The following is a 22,238-nucleotide window of genomic DNA, read 5'->3' as shown; positions in this document are numbered from 1 at the left end:
AACATTAATGTTGGCTGGAAGACCGCTTTCGCTCCTACAGGTTTCGAAGATATCTCTGTATTGCGGAGTCCCGCCCCTATGAAGCACAACGTCATCCTTGTCGTGCTCGACGGCCTCAATTTTGAGGTCGCACGCCACGCCATGGGGCACCTGCAGGCTTATGTTGGCGCAGGACGCGCATCGCTCTACAAACTGGAGTGCGAACTGCCGGCCCTGTCCCGACCGCTTTACGAATGCATCCTCACCGGCGTCCCGCCCATCGAGAGCGGCATCGTCCACAACAACGTCTCGCGCCTGTCCAACCAGCGCAGCATTTATCACTACGCCAAGGATGCCGGCCTGACGACCGCCGCCGCGGCTTATCACTGGGTCAGCGAGCTGTATAACCGCTCGCCCTTCGTGGCGGCACGGGATCGTCACACCGACAACCCCGACCTGCCGATCCAGCACGGACACTTCTACTGGAGCGATCACTACCCGGATTCGCACCTGTTCACCGACGCTGAAAACCTGCGTCTGCGCCACGCACCGAACTTCTTGTTGATCCACCCCATGAACATCGACGACGCCGGGCACAAGCACGGTCTCGACACCCCGCAATACCGCAACAGCGCCCGCTCGGCGGACATTATTCTGGCCGACTACCTGCAAACCTGGCTCGACGCCGGCTATCAGGTGCTGGTGACCGCCGACCACGGCATGAACAACGACCGTTCGCACAACGGCCTGCTGCCGGAAGAACGCGAAGTGCCGCTGTTCGTCCTTGGCGACGCCTTTAGCTTCAACACCAGCGCCGCACCGAAACAGACTGACATCTGCGGCACCGTCTGCGAACTGCTGGGCGTGGCCCACGACAAACCTGTCTGCCGGGAGCTGCTCAAGTGAACTCCATTGCCCGTGGTAAATGGCTGGCGGCACTGTGCGTGGTGCCCTTCGCGCTGTTCTTTATCGTATTCGAGATCGCCCCGCTGACCTGGGTAATGATCAATAGCCTGCAATCGGAAGAGTTCGGTTGGGGCATCGCCAACTTCAGCAAAATCTTCAACTCGAAGTTCTATCTGCAAGCGATCCAGCTCAGTCTCGAGATCAGCTTCTGGTCCAGCGTATTCGGAATCGTCATCGCGGTGCTCGGCGCCTATTCCCTGCGCCGGGTCGACTCGAAACTGCGCAACTTCGTCAACGCCTTCGCCAACATGACCAGCAACTTCTCCGGCGTGCCCCTGGCCTTCGCGTTCATCATTTTGCTGGGGTTCAACGGCAGCTTCACGATCATGCTGAAACAAGCCGGGATCATTCAGGATTTCAACCTGTATTCCAAAACCGGGCTGATCATTCTCTACACCTACTTCCAGATTCCATTGGGCGTGCTGCTGCTTTACCCGGCCTTCGATGCCTTGCGCGAAGACTGGCGTGAGTCTGCCGAGCTGCTCGGCGCCAACGGCTGGCAGTTCTGGCGCCACATCGGTTTGCCGGTGCTGACGCCTGCGCTACTCGGCACCTTCGTGATCCTGCTGGCCAACGCCCTTGGCGCCTACGCTACGGTCTACGCGTTGACCACTGGCAACTTCAACGTGCTGCCGATCCGCATCGCGGCGATGGTATCCGGTGACATTTCCCTTGATCCGAACCTGGCCAGCGCACTGGCCGTGGTGCTCGTGGCGCTGATGACCCTGGTAACCATCGTGCATCAGCTGCTGTTGAAGAGGAGCTACCATGTCTCGCGCTGAATTGGGCCCCGTCGGTGTCTATCACCGGGTGGTGGTGTACTTGCTGTTGGCCATTCTGTTGTTGCCGCTGGTCGGGACGTTAATCTACTCGATCGCCAGCAGCTGGTCGGCGACCATTCTGCCTAGCGGCTTTACCTTCAAGTGGTACATCCAGCTGTGGAGCGATCCGCGCTTTCTGCATGCCTTCGGGCAGTCGTTGCTGGTGTGCGTCGGCGCGTTGATTCTCTCGGTGGTGCTGATTCTGCCGCTGCTGTTCGTGGTGCATTACCACTTCCCCAGACTCGATGCGCTGATGAACATCCTGATCCTGCTGCCCTTCGCGGTGCCGCCGGTGGTGTCCTCGGTAGGGCTGTTGCAGCTCTATGGCTCCGGGCCGTTTGCGATGGTCGGTACGCCATGGATTCTGATTGGCTGCTACTTCACCATCGCACTGCCATTCATGTACCGGGCGATCACCAACAACCTGCAAGCGATCAACCTGCGCGACCTGATGGACGCCGCGCAATTGCTCGGCGCCAGCACCTGGCAAGCGGCATTCCTGGTGGTGCTACCGAACCTGCGCAAGGGTTTGATGGTGGCGTTGCTGCTGTCGTTCTCGTTCCTGTTCGGTGAATTCGTGTTCGCCAACATCCTCGTCGGGACCCGCTACGAAACCCTGCAGGTCTACCTCAACAACATGCGCAATACCAGCGGCCACTTCACCAGTGCGCTGGTGATTTCCTACTTCTTCTTTGTGCTGGTTCTGACCTGGGCGGCCAATATCTTGAACAAGGACAAAAGCGAATGAGCTATGTCAGCGTCCAACACCTGCAAAAAAACTATTCAGGCACCACCGTATTCAGCGACATCAACTGCGAGATCCAGAAGGGTGAGTTCGTCACCCTCCTCGGCCCGTCCGGTTGCGGCAAGTCCACACTGCTACGCTGCATCGCCGGGCTGACCTCGGTGGATGGCGGCAAAATCCTGCTCGATGGTCAGGACCTCGTTCCGTTGAGCCCGCAGAAACGCGGGATCGGCATGGTGTTCCAGAGCTACGCGCTGTTTCCGAACATGACCGTCGAGCAGAACGTCGCCTTTGGTTTGCGCATGCAGAAGGTAAACGCCGACGACAGCCATAGGCGTGTTGCCGAAGTACTGAAACTGGTAGAACTCAACGACTTCGCCGCGCGTTATCCGCATCAACTGTCCGGCGGACAATGCCAGCGAGTCGCCCTCGCCCGCTCATTGGTCACTCGGCCACGGCTGCTGTTGCTGGATGAACCGCTGTCGGCCCTCGATGCGCGGATTCGCAAGCACCTGCGCGAACAGATCCGTCAGATCCAGCGCGAACTCGGCCTGACCACGATCTTCGTCACACACGATCAGGAAGAAGCACTGACCATGTCTGACCGGATTTTCCTGATGAATCAGGGGAAAATCGTACAGAGCGGCGATGCCGAAACCCTCTACACCGCGCCAGTGGATGTGTTTGCCGCTGGTTTCATCGGCAACTACAACCTGCTGGACGCCGACAGCGCCACAAAACTGCTGCAGCGACCGATTACCCACCGCATCGCGATTCGCCCGGAAGCCATCGAGCTGAGCCTCAACGGCGAACTCGACGCGCAAATCCGCAGTCACAGCCTGTTGGGCAACGTGATTCGCTACCGGGTCGAAGCCCGGGGCGTGGAATTGGTGGTGGATGTGCTGAACCGCTCGGCGGCCGATCTGCATCCCGATGGTCAGCGTCTGGCGCTTTCCATCGATCCGACGGCCCTGTGTGAGGTAGCCTGATGCCTTTGCTGATGTTGAAGAGAGAACCGCACTGATGGCCCTGGCAATTTTTGATCTGGACGAAACCCTGATCCACGGCGACTGCGCCACCCTTTGGAGCGAGCAAATGGGCCGCCTGGGATGGGTCGATCCCGAGTCGTTCATGCGTCAGAACAACGAACTGATGGACGCTTACAGCCACGGCAAGCTGCGCATGGAGGAGTACATGACCTTCAGCCTGGAGCCGATGATCGGGCGCACGCCGGAAGAGGTCGACCATTTGGTCGGGCCTTGGGTGGAAGACTTCATCGAGCCGATCATTTTCAGTGACGCCACCAAAGCCATTGCGGCCCATCGTAAGGCCGGCGACCGGATTTTGGTGGTTTCGGCATCCGGCACGCATCTGGTGAGGCCGATTGCCGATCGCTTGGGCATCGACGAGATTCTCGGCATCGAGCTGGAAGTGACGCATGGGGTTTATAGCGGCAACACCGTTGGCACGCTGACCTACCGCGAAGGCAAGATCACGCGTTTGCTGGAGTGGCTGGATGCGGAAGAGGAAAACCTGGAAGGCGCGAGTTTCTACTCCGACTCACGTAATGATTTGCCGTTGCTGCTGAAGGTGGATTTCCCACACGTGGTAAACCCGGATCCGGTGCTGCTTGAACACGCAGAAAAGGCCGGCTGGCCGATCCATCTCTGGAAGTAACCCCAATTCCCTGTGGGAGCGAGCCATATGGCGAGGGGATTTATCTCCTCGCCATATGGCTCGCTCCCACAGGTTCGGCGTTCTCAGGTCAGGCTTTCGTCAATCACCAACACCAGCTTTCCCGACACCTTATTAGTCGCCAACTCCGCAAACGCCGCTTCGGCGTCCTTGATCGGAAAGGTCTTGGCCAATTGCGGGCTCAAACGCCCTTCGGCAAACAGCGGCCAGACATGTTGGCTGAGATCACTGAACAGATCCGCCTTGAACTGTTCGTCGCGACTGCGCAAGGTAGAACCCAGCAACTGCACGCGCTTGGCCAGTACCTGCGCCAGATCCAGCTGCGCCTCACGACCGCCCATCAGGCCGATCAGCACCCAACGACCATCGAGCGCCATCAGTTTCAGATTCAGCGCGGCGTAGTTGCCGCCCACCGGGTCGAGAATCACATCGAACGGCCCCAGGTCGCTCAAGCTGTCCAGATCCCCGTTGCGCACGACCCCACCTTGGGCCCCCAACGCTTCGCAGTAGGCCAGACGCTCGGCGGAACCGACGCTGACCCAGCACGGATTACCAAACGCCTTGCACAGCTGAATGGCAGCTGAACCGATTCCACTTGCTCCGGCGTGCAGCAGAACTTTCTCACCCGGCTTGAGCGCAGCCAGTTGAAACAAATTCAGCCAAACGGTCGCATACACTTCCGGCAGCGCTGCCGCCTCAGCCAGGGACAAACCTTCGGGAACCGGCAACACATGCCGTCCGTCGACAACTACCTCCTCGGCCATCCCGCCCCCGGCCAGCAAGGCGCAAACCCGATCCCCAACTTGCCAGGACGAGCCCGCCCCCACCTCGCTGATTACCCCCGAACACTCAAGACCCAGTACCTGACTGGCTCCCGGCGGTGGCGGATAAAGACCCGCCTTCTGTAACAAATCGGCGCGATTGAGACCCGCAGCCGCCACTCGAATCCGAACTTGTCCTACATCGCATGTAGGACTGGGCTCTTCAACCCACTCCACTTGACCTTCAACGCCTTGCAATGCTTTCACAGTGCCTCCATAGTGAGTCTGGACTGAGCCCGTAGCTGTAGCGCCGGGCTTTCTTGCATTATGCGACCGGCCCTGGGGCCTATACGAAAGCTAGCAGGCAGTTTTCGTACAGAGCCTAGTGGTACCGGCGACTTCAAAGACGGCCTAATATGCGTGATCAATTGTCCCCGCGTCGAATCAGCATGAAGCATTTTTTCCCCAGCACCGCCCTAGCCCTATTCATTGGTATCGGTCTGTTGCCGATGTCGACCAATTCGTTTGCAGCCAATAGCTGGGACAAGCTTCAGCCTGATCGTGACGAAGTGATCGCCAGCCTGAACGTCGTCGAGTTGCTCAAGCGCCATCACTACAGCAAGCCGCCGCTCGATGACGCGCGCTCCGTGATCATCTATGACAGCTACCTCAAGCTGCTGGACCCGTCGCGCAGCTACTTCATGGCCAGCGACATTGCCGAATTCGACAAGTGGAAAACCCAGTTTGACGACTTCCTCAAAAGCGGCGACCTGAATGCCGGGTTCACCATCTACAAGCGCTACCTGGACCGCGTCAAAGCGCGTCTGGACTTCGCCCTTGCCGAGTTGAACAAAGGCGTCGACAAGATCGACTTCACCGCCAAGGAAACCTTGCTGGTCGATCGCAAGGACGCCCCTTGGCTCAAGTCCACCGCAGAGCTCGACGACCTGTGGCGCAAACGCGTCAAGGACGAAGTCTTGCGGCAGAAGATCGCGGGCAAGGACTCCAAGCAGATTCAGGAAACCTTGACCAAGCGCTACAAGAACCAATTGGCGCGCCTGGACCAGACCCGTCCGGAAGACATCTTCCAGGCGTACATCAATACCTTCGCCATGTCCTACGACCCGCACACCAACTATCTGTCGCCGGATAACGCGGAAAACTTCGACATCAACATGAGCCTGTCCCTCGAAGGCATTGGCGCCGTGTTGCAGAGCGACAACGACCAGGTGAAAGTCGTGCGTCTGGTGCCTGCAGGCCCGGCCGACAAGACCAAACAAGTCGCACCGGCCGACAAGATCATCGGCGTTGCCCAGGGCAACAAAGAAATGGTCGACGTGGTCGGCTGGCGCCTGGACGAAGTGGTCAAGTTGATCCGTGGGCCGAAAGGCACCGTGGTGCGCCTGGAAGTGATCCCGGCCAACAATGCGCCGAACGACCAGACCAGCAAGATCGTCCCGATCACCCGCGAAGCGGTGAAGCTTGAAGACCAGGCGGTGAAGAAGTCGGTCCTCAACCTGAAACAGGACGGCAAGGACTACAAGCTCGGCGTCATCGAGATCCCGGCCTTCTACCTGGACTTCAAGGCTTTCCGTGCAGGCGATCCGGATTACAAGAGCACCACTCGCGACGTCAAGAAACTGCTGACCGAGTTGCAGAAAGACAAGGTCGACGGCGTGGTCATCGACCTGCGCAACAACGGCGGCGGTTCCCTGCAGGAAGCCACCGAGCTGACCAGTCTGTTCATCGACAAAGGTCCGACCGTTCTCGTGCGTAATGCCGATGGCCGGGTCGATGTGCTGGAAGATGAAAACCCGGGTGCCTTCTACAAAGGGCCGATGGCGTTGCTGGTCAACCGCTTGTCTGCCTCGGCTTCGGAGATTTTTGCCGGCGCCATGCAGGACTATCACCGCGCGTTGATCATCGGCGGCCAGACCTTCGGTAAAGGCACCGTGCAGACCATTCAGCCGCTGAACCATGGCGAACTGAAACTGACCCTGGCCAAGTTCTACCGGGTTTCCGGCCAGAGCACCCAGCATCAGGGCGTACTGCCGGACATCGATTACCCGTCGATCATCGACACCAAGGAAATCGGTGAAAGCGCACTGCCTGAAGCCATGCCGTGGGACACCATCCGCGCGGCCATCAAGCCTGCGGTCGACCCGTTCAAGCCGTACATCTCGCAGCTCAAGTCCGAGCATGACGTACGCTCGGCCAAAGACGCGGAGTTCGTGTTCATCCGCGACAAACTGGCCCTGGCGCAGAAACTGATGGCGGAAAAAACCGTCAGCCTCAATGAAGCCGATCGTCGTGCACAACACGCCGATATCGAAGCCAAGCAACTTGCCATGGAAAACATCCGTCGCAAGGCCAAGGGTGAAGAGCCGCTCAAAGAGCTGAAGAAAGAAGACGAAGACGCGATCGCGGCCGAGCCAGACAAGACCAAACCAGAAGACGATGCCTACCTGAGCGAGACCGGGCGGATTCTGTTGGACTACCTGAAACTCAATACCGCGGTAGCCAAGCACTAAGTGGTTACAAGCAAGATGATGGCAATTTAATGCTGACGCTCTCCGGAGCGTCATCATACAGTCATCATTCTGTCGTGAAATAAAGGACTGGGAGCCCCTCTTTATCCAAGAGAGTGCTCCCAGTCCTTTTTTTATCGCCAGAGAAAGCCATGACCACCACAGAACAGCTGAGTGCCTTGAGTTCCATACTGGCTCAAAGCGGTTTGCACAGCTTGTTCCAGCCGATCATTTCCCTCTCTGAGCGACGTATTGTCGGTTACGAAGCCCTCAGTCGCGGGCCCTCCAACAGTCCGCTGCACTCCCCTCTCGCACTGTTCGCCGTCGCCCGTCAGGCCGGCCGCCTGAGCGAGCTGGAAATCGCTTGCCGTCAAAGCGCCTGCCGACGCTTCAATGAGCAGCAACTGCCCGGCAAACTGTTCCTCAACGTTTCCCCTGAATCCCTGCTCGAAGCCGCCCACCAACCCGGGCGCACCCTGCAACTGCTGCAGGATTTCGGCATACCGCCGAGTCAGGTGGTGATCGAACTGACTGAACAGACCCCGACCGACGATTTCGAGCTGCTGCAAGCCGCGCTGCATCACTATCGAGCGATGGGATTTTCCATTGCTCTGGATGATCTGGGCGCAGGCTACTCGAGTTTGCGGCTGTGGTCCGAATTGCGTCCGGACTACGTGAAGATTGATCGACACTTCATCGACGGTATTCACCAGGATGCCCTCAAGCGCGAATTTGTCGGCTCGATCCTGCAAATCGCCAAGGCCTCACGAGCACAAGTGATCGCAGAAGGTATCGAGTTACCGGAAGAACTCGCAGTGTTGACCGAGATGGGCGTCGATCTGGTCCAGGGTTATCTGCTCTGCCGCCCCCAGGAACATCCACCTCGTGATGCCCGAGCCCTGATGCCCAAACGTGAAAGCACAGTGGTGGCGTTGAATGATGAAGTCAGCGACCTCAGCGCCCTGCTCAACGACCAACCGGCAGTGGGTCGCGATACCCCGACCGCCTCCGTCCTGGAAGCCTTTCGCCGCCAGGCCAACCTGAACTCCCTGGCGGTGCTCGACGGGCAAGGTCAGCCCTGCGGCATCGTCCACCGACATTCACTCTCCGATGTACTGCTCAAACCTTTTGCCACCGACCTGTTCGCCCGCAAGCCGATCAGCCGTTTAATGAGTGATGACTTCCTCGCCGTTGAGATAAGCCAGTCGTTGCAACAAGTGAGTCGCTTGATTACCAGTCGCGCGCGGCAACGCATCGAGGAAGACTTCATCATCACCCTCAACGGCGGTTACCTGGGACTGGGCCGAGTGATCGACGTACTCAAACTGATTACCGAACTGAAGATCCAGCAAGCCCGTTACGCCAACCCGCTGACCCTGCTGCCGGGCAACGTGCCGATCCAGCAGTGCCTGTCGCGACTGCTGCAACAGCAACGGGAGTCGGTGATCTGCTACGTCGACATCGACAGTTTCAAACCCTTCAACGACATCTACGGCTACGGCCGTGGGGACGAAGTCCTGCTGTGCCTGGCGCAATGCCTGAATGATCGCGTCGACCCTTCCCGCGACTTTGTCGGCCATATCGGCGGCGATGACTTCCTGCTGGTACTCGGCCCGGAAGACTGGCGCAAACGCTTGAACCAGTTGCTGGACGACTTCCAAAGCCAATGCCGACGCTTTTATCGCAGCGAACACCTGGAAGCCGGCTGCTTCATTGCTCCAAACCGTCAGGGTGTGCGCCAGGAGTTTGCATTGCTGTCACTGTCGATTGGGGTGGTGCATTTACATCCACAGGCCTGTGGACAACTCGATGCAAGCCAGTTGGCGGAGATGGCATCGCAGGCCAAGCATCACGCGAAGAATGTGCCGGGGTATAGCGTGCATGTGATTGATAGCCTGGCGGTGCCTGGAGTCGAAGAAGAATTGCTCGTCGGGCAGCGGTGATTACTGATCTTGATCGTTCCCACGCAGACCAGAGCGTGGGAACGATCATTCAACTCAGATTGAGGGCGGCGCCTCGGAACCGCGAGACGCCAACTCTTTCAGTTTAAGCTCGGCCAACGGATGCCCTGCTTTGGCGGCCATCTCCCAAAACCGCGCAGCTTCAACCGCATCCGGCGCCTTGCTCGGCGTTCCGGCGAGACTGATCACGCCAACTTGATACGCCGCTTTGCCGTCCCCCGCCAACGCCGCCAGGCGCAGCAATCGCACGCCCTCCTCGCGAGCCCCAAGGCCGACGCCGCGAAAGGTCAGGATGTGGCCATAGAAGCTCTGGGCGCCAACATCACCCAGGTTCGCCATGCGCGCGAACTGGCCTTCGAGCCAGCTCCAGCCACGCGGTTGGTGCATAAACCATGACCAGTGAAACAAGCGGCGAGCCAAACAGTAGCTGGCCCGCGCTTTGAGTTTTAAAAACACTCAGGCCTCCGCCGATTCCGGGTACTCGTATTCGAACACACGCACCACTTCAGAGGCATGCCAGGACGCTGCGGCCACCCCATCGGACGGCCCGGAGAATCGCCCCAGACGTTCGACACACTCAAAGAACCCGGTACGCGGCAGGCGACTGGCGCCCTGGCTGATCACCAGCGAGCTGCGCAGCGGCTGCTCGGCCTTGGCGTCCAGCGCGGCCAGATGCTCCAGGGCCGCCGTCAGGGTTTGCATGGCCGGCGTCGGCAATTGCAAACGCTCCAGCAGCGCCCGATAGGTCAAAAGATGTCGCTGACGGCGCGCCTGATCCAGCTCACCCAGCAACCCGTCCCAATGTTGACGACTGATGCGTACGCTCACGATTCATCCCTCCACCCGGGCACCGTCAATTCCCAGGCCAGGCTGCGGCGAATCGCAGCGTCGGGTAAACGCTCGCCACTTTCGATCAAGGCCAGATAAGACGGGCTGATGCCTACCGTGCGGGCCAACGCCTCGATGGCGATACCCTTCCCTTCGCGCAAACTGCGTAGTTGATCCAGACCCGGAAGAATCTGGTCTGGTGTTGCTGCGTGACGCTCTGGGGCGACCCGCGGCGGTTGTTCATTGATGCCTGCTGCTTTTAGTAGAGCCTGATACTGAGCCCATGGCAGAACCGCATACTCGGGCTCTCCTTCGCGTGTAATTATCTGAATATCCATGACTACCCCGTAGGACAACAACACTTAGCGAGTCGGCACTTTTCCCTAGAAGTGTAATCCTAACAGCGGCCAAGGTCGCGGGGGTATCAATCTATGGATGAGACTGAATCAGTTCAGTTTTTTTTCGGACCCAGAAGTTGAAGTTGTTCCGGGGTATCGGGCAGGCGTTCAACCACTGCAAGCTTTTCCGGCAACTGACGCTTGCGCCAGGCGCGGAAGGCGTTGAGCTCATCGTCGAGAACTTTCATCAGCCAAGCCAGCACCGCGATGTCATCGAGCATGCCGAACACCGGGATGAAATCAGGAATGGCATCCAGCGGACTGAGGAAGTACATCAGGCCAGCCACGACCGATATCAGGGCTTTGGGGCTGATGGCCCGATACTCACCGCGCCAGTAAGCCAGGCAGAGTGCCTGCAACAGACGCAGATCATCCTTGAGTTTGCCCAGCCGGTTACCCTGGCTGGCACCTTTGCTGGCCACCGCGAAGAGCAAGGTCGGCAAACGTCCACGCGCGAGCAGGCGTCCGGCCAGAGGCAGGAAACGAGCGAAACTCCAGGGTGTTTTCATTTTTCCTCCCACTGAAATGTTATCCACACAAATTGTGGATAACCTTGTGAACAGAGCTGCTTTTCATGGCTGAAAGCCCCGTTTCATAAGGGCCCAACTCAGATCGGGCGTTTTTTACTCACATAAAAAAACCCAAGATTTCATTGACTTGGCGCTCTGGCGCGGCTAGCACGGGCGTCCTCAATGGCTATGACTCCAGCCTACAGCATCCGTTCGCTTTGTTTACCTTTGCTGAACGCCAGATGCAACAACGCCCCGCATAAGCGAGGCGTGGTTTTTAGAGCAGACGCTGATTACTTGGTAGCGGCGTCTTGTTTTGCTGGATCCTTGATTGCCAGCAGTTCCAGATCGAATACCAGCACCGAGTTGGCTGGAATCGCCGGGCTTGGGCTTTGGGCGCCGTAAGCCAGTTCGCTAGGGATGTACAGTTTGTACTTCTCGCCAACGTGCATCAGTTGCAGGCCTTCGACCCAACCCGGAATCACACCACTGACCGGCAGATCGATCGGGCTGCCACGCTCGACGGAACTGTCGAAAACGGTGCCGTTGGTCAGGGTGCCGGTGTAGTGAACGGTCACTACGTCGGTCGGCTTAGGCTGTGCGCCATCGGCTTTCTTGACCACTTCATACTGCAGGCCCGAAGCGGTGGTGGTTACACCGGCTTTCTTGGCGTTGTCTTCGAGGAATTTCTTGCCGGCAGCTGCCGACTCTTCGCTCATTTTGGCCATACGCTCTTCAGCACGCTTTTGCAGTGCTGCGAAGGCTTCGACCAGTTCGTCATCCTTCAGCTTCTGTTCTTTCTTGCCGACGGCATCTTCGATGCCTTGGGCTACGGCTTTGGAATCCAGATCATCCATGCCTTCCTGAGCCAGGCTCTTGCCCATGTTCAGGCCAATCCCGTAGGAAGCTTTTTGCGCCGGGGTTTTCAGCTCTACGCTGGTCTGCGAATCACAACCCGCAAGTACCAGGCTTACCAGGGCCACCGCCGCCGCCAACCGATGCTGTTTCATGCTATTTCCTTGTTCATGCGCCTAAAGGGCAATCGAATAAAGCCGCGAGCTTATCAGGCGGCCACGACCAATGGCTACCGGCATGAGAGCAGGAAACTTCTGATAAGTTCAGGTGTTTTAACGCATTTCGGGAATGGGCTGATGAAGCTTCTGTCATCTTGCGCCCACAGAGACCGATAGCAGAACCCCAGCATCTGGCGTAATGGCCACTTGCCGCACCTCAGGTGCTGAGGCATAAGGGAGCTATAAATCGACAAGGACGTTTATCTTGCACCTCTTCTTTCGCTTGCTGGTTCTGTTCGCAGTCCTGCTGGGGCTGGGCCTCACCGTGGTTCTGTACTACGTCGCCAACCCGAAACTGCCGGCCTGGTCACCCATGCAGCAAGTGCATTACCTGGAGCAATGGAGCGCCAGCGACCGCGAGATTTACTACTTCACACCTCAGGGTACTCAGGTCAAAGGCTTGCGCTACGACTGGTTCAAGGCCCTCGAATTACCGTTCTCGCAACAGCGATTCGCCGCTCCCGAATACCTCGCTCGCTTCGGTTTTCTGATCGACCCCAGCCAGAGACCCACGCCGAACAACCCCGGCAATCTGCCAGTGGGCTTTGCCCGTCATCAGAACCCTGGAAGCCAGGACGAGTTTCTGGACATCACCTGCGCCGCCTGCCACACCGGCGAACTGCGCTTTAACGGACAGGCCATGCGCATCGATGGCGGTTCGGCGCAGCACGTTCTGCCATCCAGCGTTCCTACGTTGCGCGGCGGTAGTTTCGGACAAGCGCTGGTAGCGAGTCTGACATCGACTTACTACAACCCGTGGAAATTCGAACGTTTCGCACGCAACGTATTGGGCCAGGACTACGATGCCCGGCATCAACAACTGCGCAAAGACGTCAAAGTCTCTCTCGACACCTTCTTGAAGGTGGCCTGGAACGACACCCATCGCGGGCTCTATCCCACCGAAGAAGGCCCCGGCCGCACCGACGCTTTCGGGCGCATTGCCAACGCCAGTTTCGGCGATGCGATTTCCCCCGCCAACTACCGCGTGGCCAACGCTCCGGTCGACTATCCGCAACTGTGGGACATGTGGACCTTCGACTGGGTGCAATGGAACGGTTCGGCGCAGCAACCGATGGCCCGCAACATCGGTGAGGCCTTGGGTGTGGGTGCCACGCTGAACTTCTTCGACGCTAACGGCCAACCGCTTAAAGGTGACGCTCGTTATCCATCCAGTGTCCGCTTGCGCGATCTGCACCTGATCGAACAAACCTTGCAACGGCTCAAACCGCCAGTCTGGCCGGAAGAACTGCTGGGCGCCATTGACAAAACCCAGGCCGCAAAAGGTCGCGAATTATTCACCGAGAACTGCGCCGGCTGCCATGTACCTCGATCGGTCCAAAGCGGCGGGCGCTGGGTGCAACATCTGAAAATGCTGCCCGTGGAGTTCATCGGCACAGACCCGGGCGCTGCCAATAACATCGCCGACCATCGCTTCGACCTCACAGCCTTGAAATGGGACCCGGCAGAGCTGGCGCAGCTGGATGTGCAATTGCAGCCGATGCCCACTGAATCGCTGGATTTGAGCAAGCTCTCATCAGCTAAAGGGTTGGCCTACATCACCGCTTTCGTCGGAAACCGGGCCTTCCGTGAAGCAAACATTCCTACGGCAGAACGACCGGGCATGGATGGCTTCGGCCTGCCAATTGGCGTGCGCGAATTGCGCGCCTACAAGGCGCGGCCATTGGCGGGAATCTGGGCCACCGCACCGTTTCTGCATAACGGTTCGGTGCCGAGCATTTATCAGTTGCTCTCGCCCCAGGATGAACGCGTAACCACCTTCTACAAAGGCACTTTCGAGTACGACCCCACGCACCTGGGTTATCGCACCGAGGCCTTCACCAATGGCTTCATGTTCGACACACGCATCACCGGCAATCACAACAGCGGCCACGAATTCCGGGCAGGCAAGCGTGGCAACGGCGTCATCGGTCGCCTGCTGCAACCAGAAGAGCGCTGGGCGCTGCTGGAGTATCTGAAAGTGTTGGGCGGTCCGTTAGAGGCACAATTGCCATGAGCAGACTCTGGATGCGTTTTGGCGCCTTTCTCGGCAAAACCCTGCTGTGGTCGCTAGGCCTTGGATTGCTCGGCTGGGCGCTGGCCACGGCGTGGTTCGCCTGGCAGCACAGCGGCCCGGTTTCGGCTGAAGAACTGATTCCGGATGGCGAATCAGCGATGACCCAAGACATCATCCAGACGGCCGTGCGCATCGTCGATCAGCACCGTGAAAGCACCCGCTACCTGCGCGACGCCCATGCCAAGGCCCATGGCTGCGTGAAGGCCGAGGTTGAGGTGCTGCCGGATCTGGCGGGGGAACTGCGTCAGGGTGTGTTCAGCGAACCCGGCAAAACCTGGCAAGCGACGATGCGGCTATCCAACGGCAATGCCTACCCGCAGTTCGACAGCATTCGCGATGCACGGGGCATGGCAATCAAGTTGCTCAATGTGCCCGGTAAACAACTGCTGCATGACCAACAGAGTCGTGGCGAACAGGACTTCGTGATGTTCAGCCATCCGAATTTCTTCGTCAGCGATGTCGCCGAGTACCGTCAGAATGTAGCCGCACAGGCTGACGGCATGAAACTGATGGCGTTCTTTCCGGGTTGGGACCCGCGGACCTGGCAGGTTCGCCATCTGTTTATCGCGCTGGCGACACTGTCACCCGCCCCGGAAAGCCCGACCCAGGCGACTTACTTTTCGGTTTCGCCCTACAAATTCGGCGAAGCCAATGCCAAGTTCCGTGTCATGCCCGATCTGGCACGCTGCCCGACCTACACCCTGCCCGCGCAAAACCAGAAGTTGCCGAACTTCCTGCGCAATGCGCTGAACCAGCAACTGTCGACCGACCGGATGCCGGCCTGTTTCGTCCTGCAGGTACAGCGCCAGGACCCGGCCAAGTACATGCCGATTGAAGACACGAGCATTGAGTGGCAGCAAAGCGATGCTCCATTCGAGACCGTGGCGCGGATCAAAGTACCCGCCCAGGACTTCGATACGCCTGCGCTGAACGTGCAATGCGATAACCAGTCGTTCAACCCGTGGTTTGGCCTTGAGGCTCATCGCCCCATTGGCGGTATCAACCGGTTGCGCAAAGCCGTGTACGAAGCCGTGAGCGACTACCGACACAGCCGCAACGCCGAACGATAAGAAGGAAGAAGCCAAACCCCAGACAGCAAAAAGCCCGCATTAAGCGGGCTTTCTGTGGTGACCTGGCGTTCAGCGTTCCAGGTGACCGAATATGGCGCAGCGGACGGGACTCGAACCCGCGACCCCCGGCGTGACAGGCCGGTATTCTAACCGACTGAACTACCGCTGCGCGTAACATTGAAAGTAGTGGTGGGTGATGACGGGATCGAACCGCCGACATTCTGCTTGTAAGGCAGACGCTCTCCCAGCTGAGCTAATCACCCTTTACCTTCGTTGCGGGGCGCATTGTGCCACAGATTTTCATAAAGTGTTGATTTAATTGAATAATTTTTCAAAAAAATCTGAAAACCCATAAAACGACGCGACCTGCAGGAACAACTTACAAACGTTGGACAGAAAAAAACCCGCGTTAAGCGGGCTTTTCCGTGGTGACCTGGCGTTCAGCGTTCCAGATAACCGAATATGGCGCAGCGGACGGGACTCGAACCCGCGACCCCCGGCGTGACAGGCCGGTATTCTAACCGACTGAACTACCGCTGCGCGTAACACTGGAAGCGAATGGTGGGTGATGACGGGATCGAACCGCCGACATTCTGCTTGTAAGGCAGACGCTCTCCCAGCTGAGCTAATCACCCTTCACTTTCGGTGTGGCGCGCATTCTACGGAGCGACCACATCTCTGGCAAGCACTTTTTAAATTAATTTTTTCAGGCCTTCCAAAGGCTTAGAGAAGGGTTGGCCTATGGCGCTGCGAAGAGAATAATGCCCCCCTTTGTATAAAGGAGAGACTCGCCCCATGTGGTTCAAAAACCTGCTTATCTATCGCCTGACCCAAGATCTGCCTTTTGATGCCGAGGCGTTGGAAACTGCACTGGCCACCAAACTGGCGCGTCCATGTGCAAGCCAGGAGTTGACCACCTACGGTTTCGTCGCGCCATTTGGCAAGGGCGAAGATGCTCCGCTGGCGCACATCAGTGGCGACTTCCTGCTGATCGCCGCCCGTAAAGAAGAACGCATTCTGCCGGGCAGCGTCGTGCGCGACGCGGTGAAGGAAAAGGTCGAAGAGATCGAAGCCGAACAAATGCGCAAGGTCTACAAAAAGGAACGCGATCAGATCAAGGATGAAATCATCCAGGCCTTCTTGCCGCGCGCCTTTATTCGTCGTTCGTCGACTTTCGCTGCCATCGCACCGAAACAGGGCCTGATCCTGGTCAACTCGGCCAGCCCGAAACGTGCCGAAGACCTGTTGTCCACCCTGCGTGAAGTCATCGGCACGCTGCCGGTACGTCCGCTGACCGTGAAGATGTCCCCGACCGCGACCATGACTGAATGGGTCACCACCCAGAAAGCTGCGGACGATTTCTTCGTGCTGGACGAGTGCGAGCTGCGCGATACCCACGAAGACGGCGGCATCGTGCGTTGCAAGCGCCAGGACCTGACCAGCGAAGAAATCCAGCTGCACCTGAGCACCGGCAAAGTGGTCACTCAGCTGTCGCTGGCCTGGCAAGACAAGCTGTCTTTCGTGCTTGACGACAAGATGGTGGTCAAACGCCTGAAGTTCGAAGACCTGCTGCAAGACCAGGCGGAACAGGACGGTGGCGAAGAAGCCCTCGGCCAACTGGACGCCAGCTTCACCCTGATGATGCTGACCTTCGGTGACTTCCTGCCGGCGCTGGTTGAAGCGTTGGGCGGCGAAGAGACTCCGCAGGGGATCTAAATACCTGTGATAACTACTGTGGGAGCGAGCTTGCTCGCGATAGCGGACTGTCAGTCGACATTAATGTCGACTGTTTTGACGCCATCGCGAGCAAGCTCGCTCCCACATTGGTTTTGTGGTGTTACTTAATAACAAGGATCAGACCATGCGTGCACTGGCTGCATTGAGTCGTTTTGTCGGCAACACCTTCGCTTACTGGGTACTGATTTTCGCCGTCGTGGCGTTCCTGCAACCGACCTGGTTCATCGGCCTGAAAGGCGCGATCGTGCCGCTGCTGGGACTGGTGATGTTCGGCATGGGCCTGACCCTCAAACTCGAAGACTTCGCCGAAGTCGCTCGCCATCCATGGCGCGTGGCCCTGGGCGTGGTTGCGCATTTCGTGATCATGCCCGGTGTGGCGTGGTTACTTTGCCAGGCGTTCCACTTGCCGCCGGAGATCGCTGTCGGCGTCATCCTGGTCGGCTGCTGCCCAAGTGGCACCTCGTCGAACGTGATGACCTGGCTGGCCCGCGGCGATCTGGCGCTGTCGGTGGCCATCGCCGCTGTCACCACCCTCCTTGCCCCACTGCTAACCCCGGCGCTGATCTGGCTGCTGGCCTCAGCCTGGTTGCCGGTGTCGTTCATGGAGCTGTTCTGGTCGATCCTGCAAGTGGTGCTGTTGCCGATCGTGCTTGGCGTGGTTGCCCAGCGCCTGCTGGGTGATCGGGTTCGTCACGCGGTGGAAGTACTGCCGCTGATCTCGGTGGTGAGCATCGTCATTATCGTCACAGCCGTGGTGGCCGCCAGCCAGGCGAAAATTGCCGAATCCGGCCTGCTGATCATGGCCGTAGTGATGCTGCACAACAGCTTTGGTTATCTGCTGGGTTACTTCACCGGTAGGCTGTTCAAGTTGCCACTGGCCCAGCGTAAATCCCTGGCGCTGGAAGTCGGGATGCAGAACTCCGGGTTGGGTGCGGCCCTGGCCAGTGCGCACTTCTCACCGCTGGCGGCGGTGCCGAGTGCGTTGTTCAGCGTCTGGCACAACATCTCCGGGGCGCTGCTCTCGACGTATTTCCGCCGGATGAGCGAGAAAGAAGATCGGGAAACTGCGGCGCAGCAGGCTATCGACTGATCCGAAAACTTGATCCCCGGGTTAATGATGGGCACTCTATTGCAAAACGCGAGGACGACCTCGCGGCTCGATCGAGTCATTAATCTGGGGACGACCCCGTCAATCGATGGAGGTCTCCCATGTCCTGGATCATTCTGTTTTTCGCCGGCCTGTTCGAAGTTGGCTGGGCCGTCGGCCTGAAATACACCGATGGCTTCAGCCGCCCTCTCCCCACCGCATTGACCGTTGCCGCCATGGCCATCAGCCTTGGCTTGCTGGGCCTTGCCATGAAGGAATTGCCGCTGGGCACGGCCTACGCGATCTGGACGGGTGTCGGTGCGGTCGGGACGGTAATTGCCGGGATCATTCTGTTCGGTGAATCCATGGCGCTGTTCAGGCTGGCCAGTGTGGCGCTGATCATTTCCGGGCTGGTCGGACTGAAGATCAGCGCCTGACTGTTTGCTGCCATTACGAAAAAGCCCGCCCCCCTTCGATACAGGGGGAGCGGGCTTTTTCAATGGCGTGTATTAAACGATCAGCTCTCGGCCAGCTCCATGCGTCCACGCGCGACAGGAGCCTTTTCCGCATGCTCGAGCTGCATGCAGCGCTCCAGGAATAGGAACATGTAGTCGTAGCTCTTGCAGACTGCGTGACGCAATTCCACTTGCAGGGATTTGCTTGGGTTCATGCCCGCCAGCGTGCAGATGATTTCCAGGGCTTCCCACGGATGGGCATCATCGTACTGGGCATGCATCTTCAACCACTTCATGGCCCGCTTGCGATCTTCCTCGGGGAATGATGCCGCGTAGACGCCACTGGAACAGACCAGCGCCGACCACTCCCCGGTCGCACCTTCAATGGCGTAGTTGGTGGCGGCAATGGCGACGATCAGCGAATCCGCTGAACTGGTGTGCCAGCACCAGTGGCTCAACGCGTGAAGTTCAGGCGTAACCTGTTGCGCTTGCAGATCTTCCAGGCTGACACCATGAGCTCGGCTCCAGTGCACCCAGTAATCGGCATGGTTCAATTCGACGCGTATGTTACGCATTAGCCAGCGACGCGCCATGTCTTCACCTGGATGGCGGGCAAAGCGAGTCTTGGTCAGGTTCTGTGCCATATATAACGCGAACTGTTCGACTACCGGCCAGCCACCAATCAGGTACTGACGCATGGTCTTTGCACTGAGTTTGTTATCACGCAGACGCTTATACAGTTCGTGTTCGACAACTCGGCGTTTGCTCTCGCTGCAATCCTGGATCAGGCGTTGAGCCCAGGCGGGATAACTTGCAGCTTCCATGAGTGGTCCGGTTCGGTTGAATGTATCGATCACTGTCGAGCTCCTTTTGATTGTGATTATAAGGATCAGCAAGAGATTTCAACGGAACGTGCCAGGGGCCTTGAATAACAAAGGCTGAGGCCTGGCTGGACGACTTTGTAAACTGTCGCAGGTAAACAAATGCGGGCGTTCAATAACATACCCTTGAGCGTAATCCACCCCGATCTCCAGCAATGCCTGCTCGATCTGGGGTGTTTCAACAAACTCGGCAATCGTACGCTTACCCATTACATGACCGATGTGATTGATCACTTCGACCATTGCGCGGTTAATCGGGTCGTCCAGCATATCCTTTACGAAACTCCCGTCGATCTTCAGGAAGTCTACAGGTAAATGTTTCAAGTATGCGAATGAGGACATTCCGGCGCAAAAGTCATCCAGTGAAAAGTGGCAACCTAAACCTTTGAGTTCATTAATAAATCTGATTGCACTTCCGAGATTGGAAATAGCACTGGTTTCAGTAATTTCAAAACAAATCATTTCAGGCGGTATGGAGTAAGTAACAAACTGTTCACGCAGGAAGTGCAGAAACGCCTCATCTCCGATAGTTGTGCCTGACAGATTAATCGCACACATGGCCAACGGCCCTTTGTGCTGTTCGGCTATACATTGGGCAATGATCTTGAAAACGTTCTGTACAACCCAGCGGTCAAGGGACGTCATCAGACCATAACGCTCAGCAGCCGGAATAAAACTGTCGGGCAAAATCATGCGTCCGGCTTCGTCATGCAGACGCAACAGAATTTCGATATGTCCACCGCCCTTCTCGATATGACCAAGGGGGACGATTTCCTGTGCATATAGACAGAAGCGGTCCTCTTCCAGCGCCATGTGCAAGCGCTGCACCCAAGCCATCTCGCCGAAGCGCAGGGACAGTTCCGAATCATCGGCGTGATAGACCTGAACCCGATTGCGGCCCTTTTCCTTGGCCATGTAGCAGGCCATGTCGGCAGCGCGTAGCGAGGCTTCGAGAGTCATCGGATTCTGAGCGACGTGAACCAGCCCGATGCTCACAGTGGTCACGAATGGTCGGCCTTTCCAGACGAAGTGCAGGTTCTGCACGGTCTGACGCAGGCCCTCGGCGATTTTTTCTGCGGCTTCCGGGGCGCAGTTCTCCAGCAGGATGCCAAACTCGTCGCCACCCAGGCGGGCCAGGGTATCGCCTTCGCGCAAACCGGATTGCAACAGAGCGCAGATATGCCGCAGCAACTCGTCACCCGCCGCATGGCCGCAGGTATCGTTGACCAGTTTGAACTGATCCAGATCGAGGAACATCAAGGCATGGCGCCCCGACTGCCGCGCCAGGATGTGCAGCGCCTGCTCCAGGCGATATTCGAACTCGCGGCGGTTGGCGAGCCCGGTCAAGGCGTCATGGGTCGCCTGCCAGGACAGATTGGCAATGTACTGTCGCTCCTGGGTCATGTCGTGCAGCACCAGCACCGTGCCGCTGACCTTCCCGGCGTTGCGGATCGGCGCACCGACCAGGGTGACCGAAACCGTGCTGCCATCCAGGCGCTGGATCAGTTTTGAGTGTTCACTGCCACCGCTCAGCTGTCCGCTCAAAATGTGCTCGATCAACGTGAAGCCATCGGCCTGAGCGTTCTCGTCCAACAGATTGAACAGCGCCGCCAGCGGCAAACCCGTCGCCTGTTCGGCCTTCCAGTGGGTCAGTGCCTCGGCGGCCGGGTTCATATAGGCGATCGCGCCGTCGACATTCGTGGTGATCACGCCATCGCCAATCGATTGCAGGGTGATCTGCGCCCGATCCTTCTCCAACTGCAGGGCTTCAGCGAACGCATGGCGCTGCTTGAGCAGTTTGTGAGTACGCATCAGTGCTAATGCAATCAAGCCCAGGGCGGTGGCGAGGTTGGTCACCAGCAACACCCGCAGGATCATCCGCGAACCTTCGCCCAAGGCATCGCTAAAGGCTTTCGCCGCCGGTGTCACACTTTCGTTGATGACGAATATCTGGTCTTTCCAGCGCTTGATGTCGGCCTCGGAGGCCTGATTGGCGGTGATGTACTGATGCATTTCCTTTGCAACGTCATCGAGTTGCACCAGATACGCGTCACCCACCGTCCAAAGGTCGATGGCTTTCTCGTGGTAACTGAAGTGCCGGAAATTCAGGTACAGCCAGATCACACTATTGATGTCATCCGGGTGGTTGCCGCCCTTGAGGATCGCCACCCGTGCCGCTTCGATATTAGGTGGCCGATGATCCAGCGCCACACGCAACTCGTGGCCACCCTGAGGTACGGCAATGGCGTTCTGGTATTTGAGGAAAATTGTCTCGTCGCGGCTGTCGGCGTAGAGATTGAGGTAATAGATGGCGTCTTTTTGGCCTTTGGACCACAGGCTTTCACCGGCAACGTAGCCGCGAACCGCCGACAGAACATACAGGCTGACACCGCCCAGCAAGGCTTGAAATAACACGACGGCAATAAATGGCCAGACGATGCCCAACAACCGTGGCGTTCCGAGAGTCCGCGCTTGATTCATGAGGTCCCTTGTTTTAGCACTGCCAGATCATCATCCACCGTGATCGCTACAGCTAGACTAGGGTGCGTTCCGGGTTCCGGCAAGCGGAGGATCAGCCTCGATACACTCTAAACACAGCCATATATATGTACAGCCACAGCAGATTTCGAGATCGATTTACTGGGCACTCCAGGATTCCCCTACTTGTTG

Annotated in this window: 20 protein-coding genes and 4 tRNA genes; 12 read left to right on the top strand and 12 right to left on the bottom strand. The window is 58.0% G+C overall.

What is annotated here, in order from left to right:
• The first annotated feature begins 78 nt into the window (after window positions 1–78).
• The 5 genes from ACA056_RS07830 to ACA056_RS07810 are packed head-to-tail and all read left to right on the top strand — an operon-like array spanning window position 79 to window position 4,188.
• Entirely contained in the window at window positions 79–885 is an 807-nt protein-coding gene (locus ACA056_RS07830) for an alkaline phosphatase family protein (protein WP_497271680.1), read from the top strand.
• Window positions 882–1,727, top strand: a complete 846-nt coding sequence (locus tag ACA056_RS07825) for an ABC transporter permease (RefSeq protein ID WP_497271678.1) — start codon at window positions 882–884, stop codon at window positions 1,725–1,727. Before ACA056_RS07830 ends, ACA056_RS07825 begins: the two co-directional genes overlap by 4 nt.
• Complete coding sequence (locus ACA056_RS07820; RefSeq protein WP_497271676.1) at window positions 1,714–2,514, top strand: ABC transporter permease; 801 nt, start codon at window positions 1,714–1,716, stop codon at window positions 2,512–2,514. The genes ACA056_RS07825 and ACA056_RS07820 overlap by 14 nt, the downstream gene beginning before the upstream one ends.
• Window positions 2,511–3,500 carry an ABC transporter ATP-binding protein gene (locus tag ACA056_RS07815; RefSeq protein WP_497271674.1) on the top strand — a complete coding sequence of 330 codons (990 nt, stop codon included), beginning with the start codon at window positions 2,511–2,513 and terminating at the stop codon, window positions 3,498–3,500. The genes ACA056_RS07820 and ACA056_RS07815 overlap by 4 nt, the downstream gene beginning before the upstream one ends.
• Before the next feature lie 34 nt (window positions 3,501–3,534).
• Window positions 3,535–4,188, top strand: a complete 654-nt coding sequence (locus ACA056_RS07810; protein ID WP_497271672.1) for an HAD family hydrolase — start codon at window positions 3,535–3,537, stop codon at window positions 4,186–4,188.
• 83 nt (window positions 4,189–4,271) lie between these two features.
• Here the strand turns inward: ACA056_RS07810 and ACA056_RS07805 are convergent, their stop codons facing one another.
• A complete protein-coding gene (locus tag ACA056_RS07805) occupies window positions 4,272–5,234 on the bottom strand; it encodes a zinc-binding dehydrogenase (protein ID WP_497271670.1) in 963 nt (320 codons plus the stop codon).
• Window positions 5,235–5,416: 182 nt separating this feature from the next.
• Here ACA056_RS07805 and ACA056_RS07800 point away from each other — a divergent pair, with 182 nt between their 5' ends.
• Both ACA056_RS07800 and ACA056_RS07795 read left to right on the top strand, forming a co-directional pair.
• Complete coding sequence (locus ACA056_RS07800; RefSeq protein WP_497273500.1) at window positions 5,417–7,498, top strand: carboxy terminal-processing peptidase; 2,082 nt, start codon at window positions 5,417–5,419, stop codon at window positions 7,496–7,498.
• Window positions 7,499–7,647: 149 nt separating this feature from the next.
• A complete protein-coding gene (locus ACA056_RS07795) occupies window positions 7,648–9,438 on the top strand; it encodes a bifunctional diguanylate cyclase/phosphodiesterase (RefSeq protein ID WP_497271668.1) in 1,791 nt (596 codons plus the stop codon).
• Between the two features lie 54 nt (window positions 9,439–9,492).
• Here ACA056_RS07795 and ACA056_RS07790 read toward each other — a convergent pair whose 3' ends face one another.
• The 5 genes from ACA056_RS07790 to bamJ all read right to left on the bottom strand — a co-directional run bounded on the left by ACA056_RS07790 (window position 9,493) and on the right by bamJ (window position 12,201).
• Window positions 9,493–9,912, bottom strand: coding sequence for an SEL1-like repeat protein (locus ACA056_RS07790; protein ID WP_497271666.1), 420 nt, complete (start codon window positions 9,910–9,912; stop codon window positions 9,493–9,495).
• A complete protein-coding gene (locus ACA056_RS07785) occupies window positions 9,913–10,284 on the bottom strand; it encodes a hypothetical protein (RefSeq protein WP_003223109.1) in 372 nt (123 codons plus the stop codon).
• The gene (locus ACA056_RS07780) at window positions 10,281–10,622 is read right to left on the bottom strand and encodes a helix-turn-helix domain-containing protein (RefSeq protein WP_123369006.1); all 342 of its coding nucleotides are present in this window, start codon (window positions 10,620–10,622) and stop codon (window positions 10,281–10,283) included. Before ACA056_RS07780 ends, ACA056_RS07785 begins: the two co-directional genes overlap by 4 nt.
• A 113-nt stretch (window positions 10,623–10,735) precedes the next feature.
• On the bottom strand, window positions 10,736–11,191 hold the full coding sequence (locus tag ACA056_RS07775; RefSeq protein WP_497271663.1) for a YkvA family protein: 456 nt from the start codon (window positions 11,189–11,191) through the stop codon (window positions 10,736–10,738).
• Between the two features lie 293 nt (window positions 11,192–11,484).
• Window positions 11,485–12,201: a BamJ family beta-barrel-assembly machinery protein gene (gene bamJ, locus ACA056_RS07770; protein WP_033059101.1), complete on the bottom strand. Its 717-nt coding sequence runs from the start codon at window positions 12,199–12,201 to the stop codon at window positions 11,485–11,487.
• A gap of 268 nt (window positions 12,202–12,469) precedes the next feature.
• On the opposite strand from bamJ, the gene ACA056_RS07765 reads away from it, so the two are divergent.
• Both ACA056_RS07765 and ACA056_RS07760 read left to right on the top strand, forming a co-directional pair.
• The gene (locus ACA056_RS07765; protein WP_497271661.1) at window positions 12,470–14,278 is read left to right on the top strand and encodes a di-heme-cytochrome C peroxidase; all 1,809 of its coding nucleotides are present in this window, start codon (window positions 12,470–12,472) and stop codon (window positions 14,276–14,278) included.
• Window positions 14,275–15,408, top strand: coding sequence for a catalase family protein (locus ACA056_RS07760; RefSeq protein WP_497271659.1), 1,134 nt, complete (start codon window positions 14,275–14,277; stop codon window positions 15,406–15,408). The genes ACA056_RS07765 and ACA056_RS07760 overlap by 4 nt, the downstream gene beginning before the upstream one ends.
• 92 nt (window positions 15,409–15,500) lie before the next feature.
• On the opposite strand, the gene ACA056_RS07755 is transcribed toward ACA056_RS07760, so the two are convergent.
• The 4 genes from ACA056_RS07755 to ACA056_RS07740 form a co-directional block, all read right to left on the bottom strand.
• Window positions 15,501–15,577: transfer RNA gene (locus tag ACA056_RS07755), tRNA-Asp, on the bottom strand.
• 18 nt (window positions 15,578–15,595) lie between these two features.
• Window positions 15,596–15,671 (bottom strand) — tRNA-Val (locus ACA056_RS07750).
• 200 nt (window positions 15,672–15,871) lie between these two features.
• Window positions 15,872–15,948 (bottom strand) — tRNA-Asp (locus tag ACA056_RS07745).
• A 19-nt stretch (window positions 15,949–15,967) separates the two neighbouring features.
• Window positions 15,968–16,043: transfer RNA gene (locus ACA056_RS07740), tRNA-Val, on the bottom strand.
• Between the two features lie 160 nt (window positions 16,044–16,203).
• Here ACA056_RS07740 and rdgC point away from each other — a divergent pair.
• From rdgC to sugE, 3 genes are all read left to right on the top strand, one after another.
• Window positions 16,204–17,124: a recombination-associated protein RdgC gene (gene rdgC / locus ACA056_RS07735; RefSeq protein WP_046056543.1), complete on the top strand. Its 921-nt coding sequence runs from the start codon at window positions 16,204–16,206 to the stop codon at window positions 17,122–17,124.
• 145 nt (window positions 17,125–17,269) lie between these two features.
• Complete coding sequence (locus tag ACA056_RS07730) at window positions 17,270–18,235, top strand: bile acid:sodium symporter family protein (RefSeq protein ID WP_056742477.1); 966 nt, start codon at window positions 17,270–17,272, stop codon at window positions 18,233–18,235.
• 119 nt (window positions 18,236–18,354) lie between these two features.
• A complete protein-coding gene (gene sugE, locus ACA056_RS07725; RefSeq protein ID WP_008151200.1) occupies window positions 18,355–18,669 on the top strand; it encodes a quaternary ammonium compound efflux SMR transporter SugE in 315 nt (104 codons plus the stop codon).
• 80 nt (window positions 18,670–18,749) lie between these two features.
• Here the strand turns inward: sugE and ACA056_RS07720 are convergent, their stop codons facing one another.
• Together ACA056_RS07720 and ACA056_RS07715 are read right to left on the bottom strand one after the other, a co-directional pair.
• Window positions 18,750–19,511, bottom strand: coding sequence for an iron-containing redox enzyme family protein (locus ACA056_RS07720; RefSeq protein ID WP_497271656.1), 762 nt, complete (start codon window positions 19,509–19,511; stop codon window positions 18,750–18,752).
• Between the two features lie 78 nt (window positions 19,512–19,589).
• Window positions 19,590–22,049 (bottom strand): EAL domain-containing protein, encoded by a 2,460-nt coding sequence (locus tag ACA056_RS07715; protein WP_497271654.1) that lies wholly within the window; start codon window positions 22,047–22,049, stop codon window positions 19,590–19,592.
• Between the last annotated feature and the right edge of the window lie 189 nt (window positions 22,050–22,238).

The organism is Pseudomonas sp. LBUM1666, assembly GCF_059695775.1.
The sequence above is the reverse complement of the archived record's forward strand: the minus strand, read 5'-3'. Positions and strand labels throughout refer to the sequence as shown.

What these genes read in the sequence shown, in the direction of transcription:
- ACA056_RS07715 (WP_497271654.1), bottom strand. Translation starts at nt 22,049, where the DNA reads ATGAATCAAGCGCGGACTCTCGGAACGCCACGGTTGTTGGGCATCGTC.
- ACA056_RS07780 (WP_123369006.1), bottom strand. Translation starts at nt 10,622, where the DNA reads ATGGATATTCAGATAATTACACGCGAAGGAGAGCCCGAGTATGCGGTT.
- rdgC (WP_046056543.1), top strand. Translation starts at nt 16,204, where the DNA reads ATGTGGTTCAAAAACCTGCTTATCTATCGCCTGACCCAAGATCTGCCT.
- ACA056_RS07775 (WP_497271663.1), bottom strand. Translation starts at nt 11,191, where the DNA reads ATGAAAACACCCTGGAGTTTCGCTCGTTTCCTGCCTCTGGCCGGACGC.
- ACA056_RS07800 (WP_497273500.1), top strand. Translation starts at nt 5,417, where the DNA reads ATGAAGCATTTTTTCCCCAGCACCGCCCTAGCCCTATTCATTGGTATC.
- ACA056_RS07760 (WP_497271659.1), top strand. Translation starts at nt 14,275, where the DNA reads ATGAGCAGACTCTGGATGCGTTTTGGCGCCTTTCTCGGCAAAACCCTG.
- ACA056_RS07830 (WP_497271680.1), top strand. Translation starts at nt 79, where the DNA reads ATGAAGCACAACGTCATCCTTGTCGTGCTCGACGGCCTCAATTTTGAG.
- ACA056_RS07815 (WP_497271674.1), top strand. Translation starts at nt 2,511, where the DNA reads ATGAGCTATGTCAGCGTCCAACACCTGCAAAAAAACTATTCAGGCACC.
- ACA056_RS07730 (WP_056742477.1), top strand. Translation starts at nt 17,270, where the DNA reads ATGCGTGCACTGGCTGCATTGAGTCGTTTTGTCGGCAACACCTTCGCT.
- ACA056_RS07795 (WP_497271668.1), top strand. Translation starts at nt 7,648, where the DNA reads ATGACCACCACAGAACAGCTGAGTGCCTTGAGTTCCATACTGGCTCAA.
- sugE (WP_008151200.1), top strand. Translation starts at nt 18,355, where the DNA reads ATGTCCTGGATCATTCTGTTTTTCGCCGGCCTGTTCGAAGTTGGCTGG.
- ACA056_RS07810 (WP_497271672.1), top strand. Translation starts at nt 3,535, where the DNA reads ATGGCCCTGGCAATTTTTGATCTGGACGAAACCCTGATCCACGGCGAC.
- ACA056_RS07820 (WP_497271676.1), top strand. Translation starts at nt 1,714, where the DNA reads ATGTCTCGCGCTGAATTGGGCCCCGTCGGTGTCTATCACCGGGTGGTG.
- ACA056_RS07720 (WP_497271656.1), bottom strand. Translation starts at nt 19,511, where the DNA reads ATGGAAGCTGCAAGTTATCCCGCCTGGGCTCAACGCCTGATCCAGGAT.
- bamJ (WP_033059101.1), bottom strand. Translation starts at nt 12,201, where the DNA reads ATGAAACAGCATCGGTTGGCGGCGGCGGTGGCCCTGGTAAGCCTGGTA.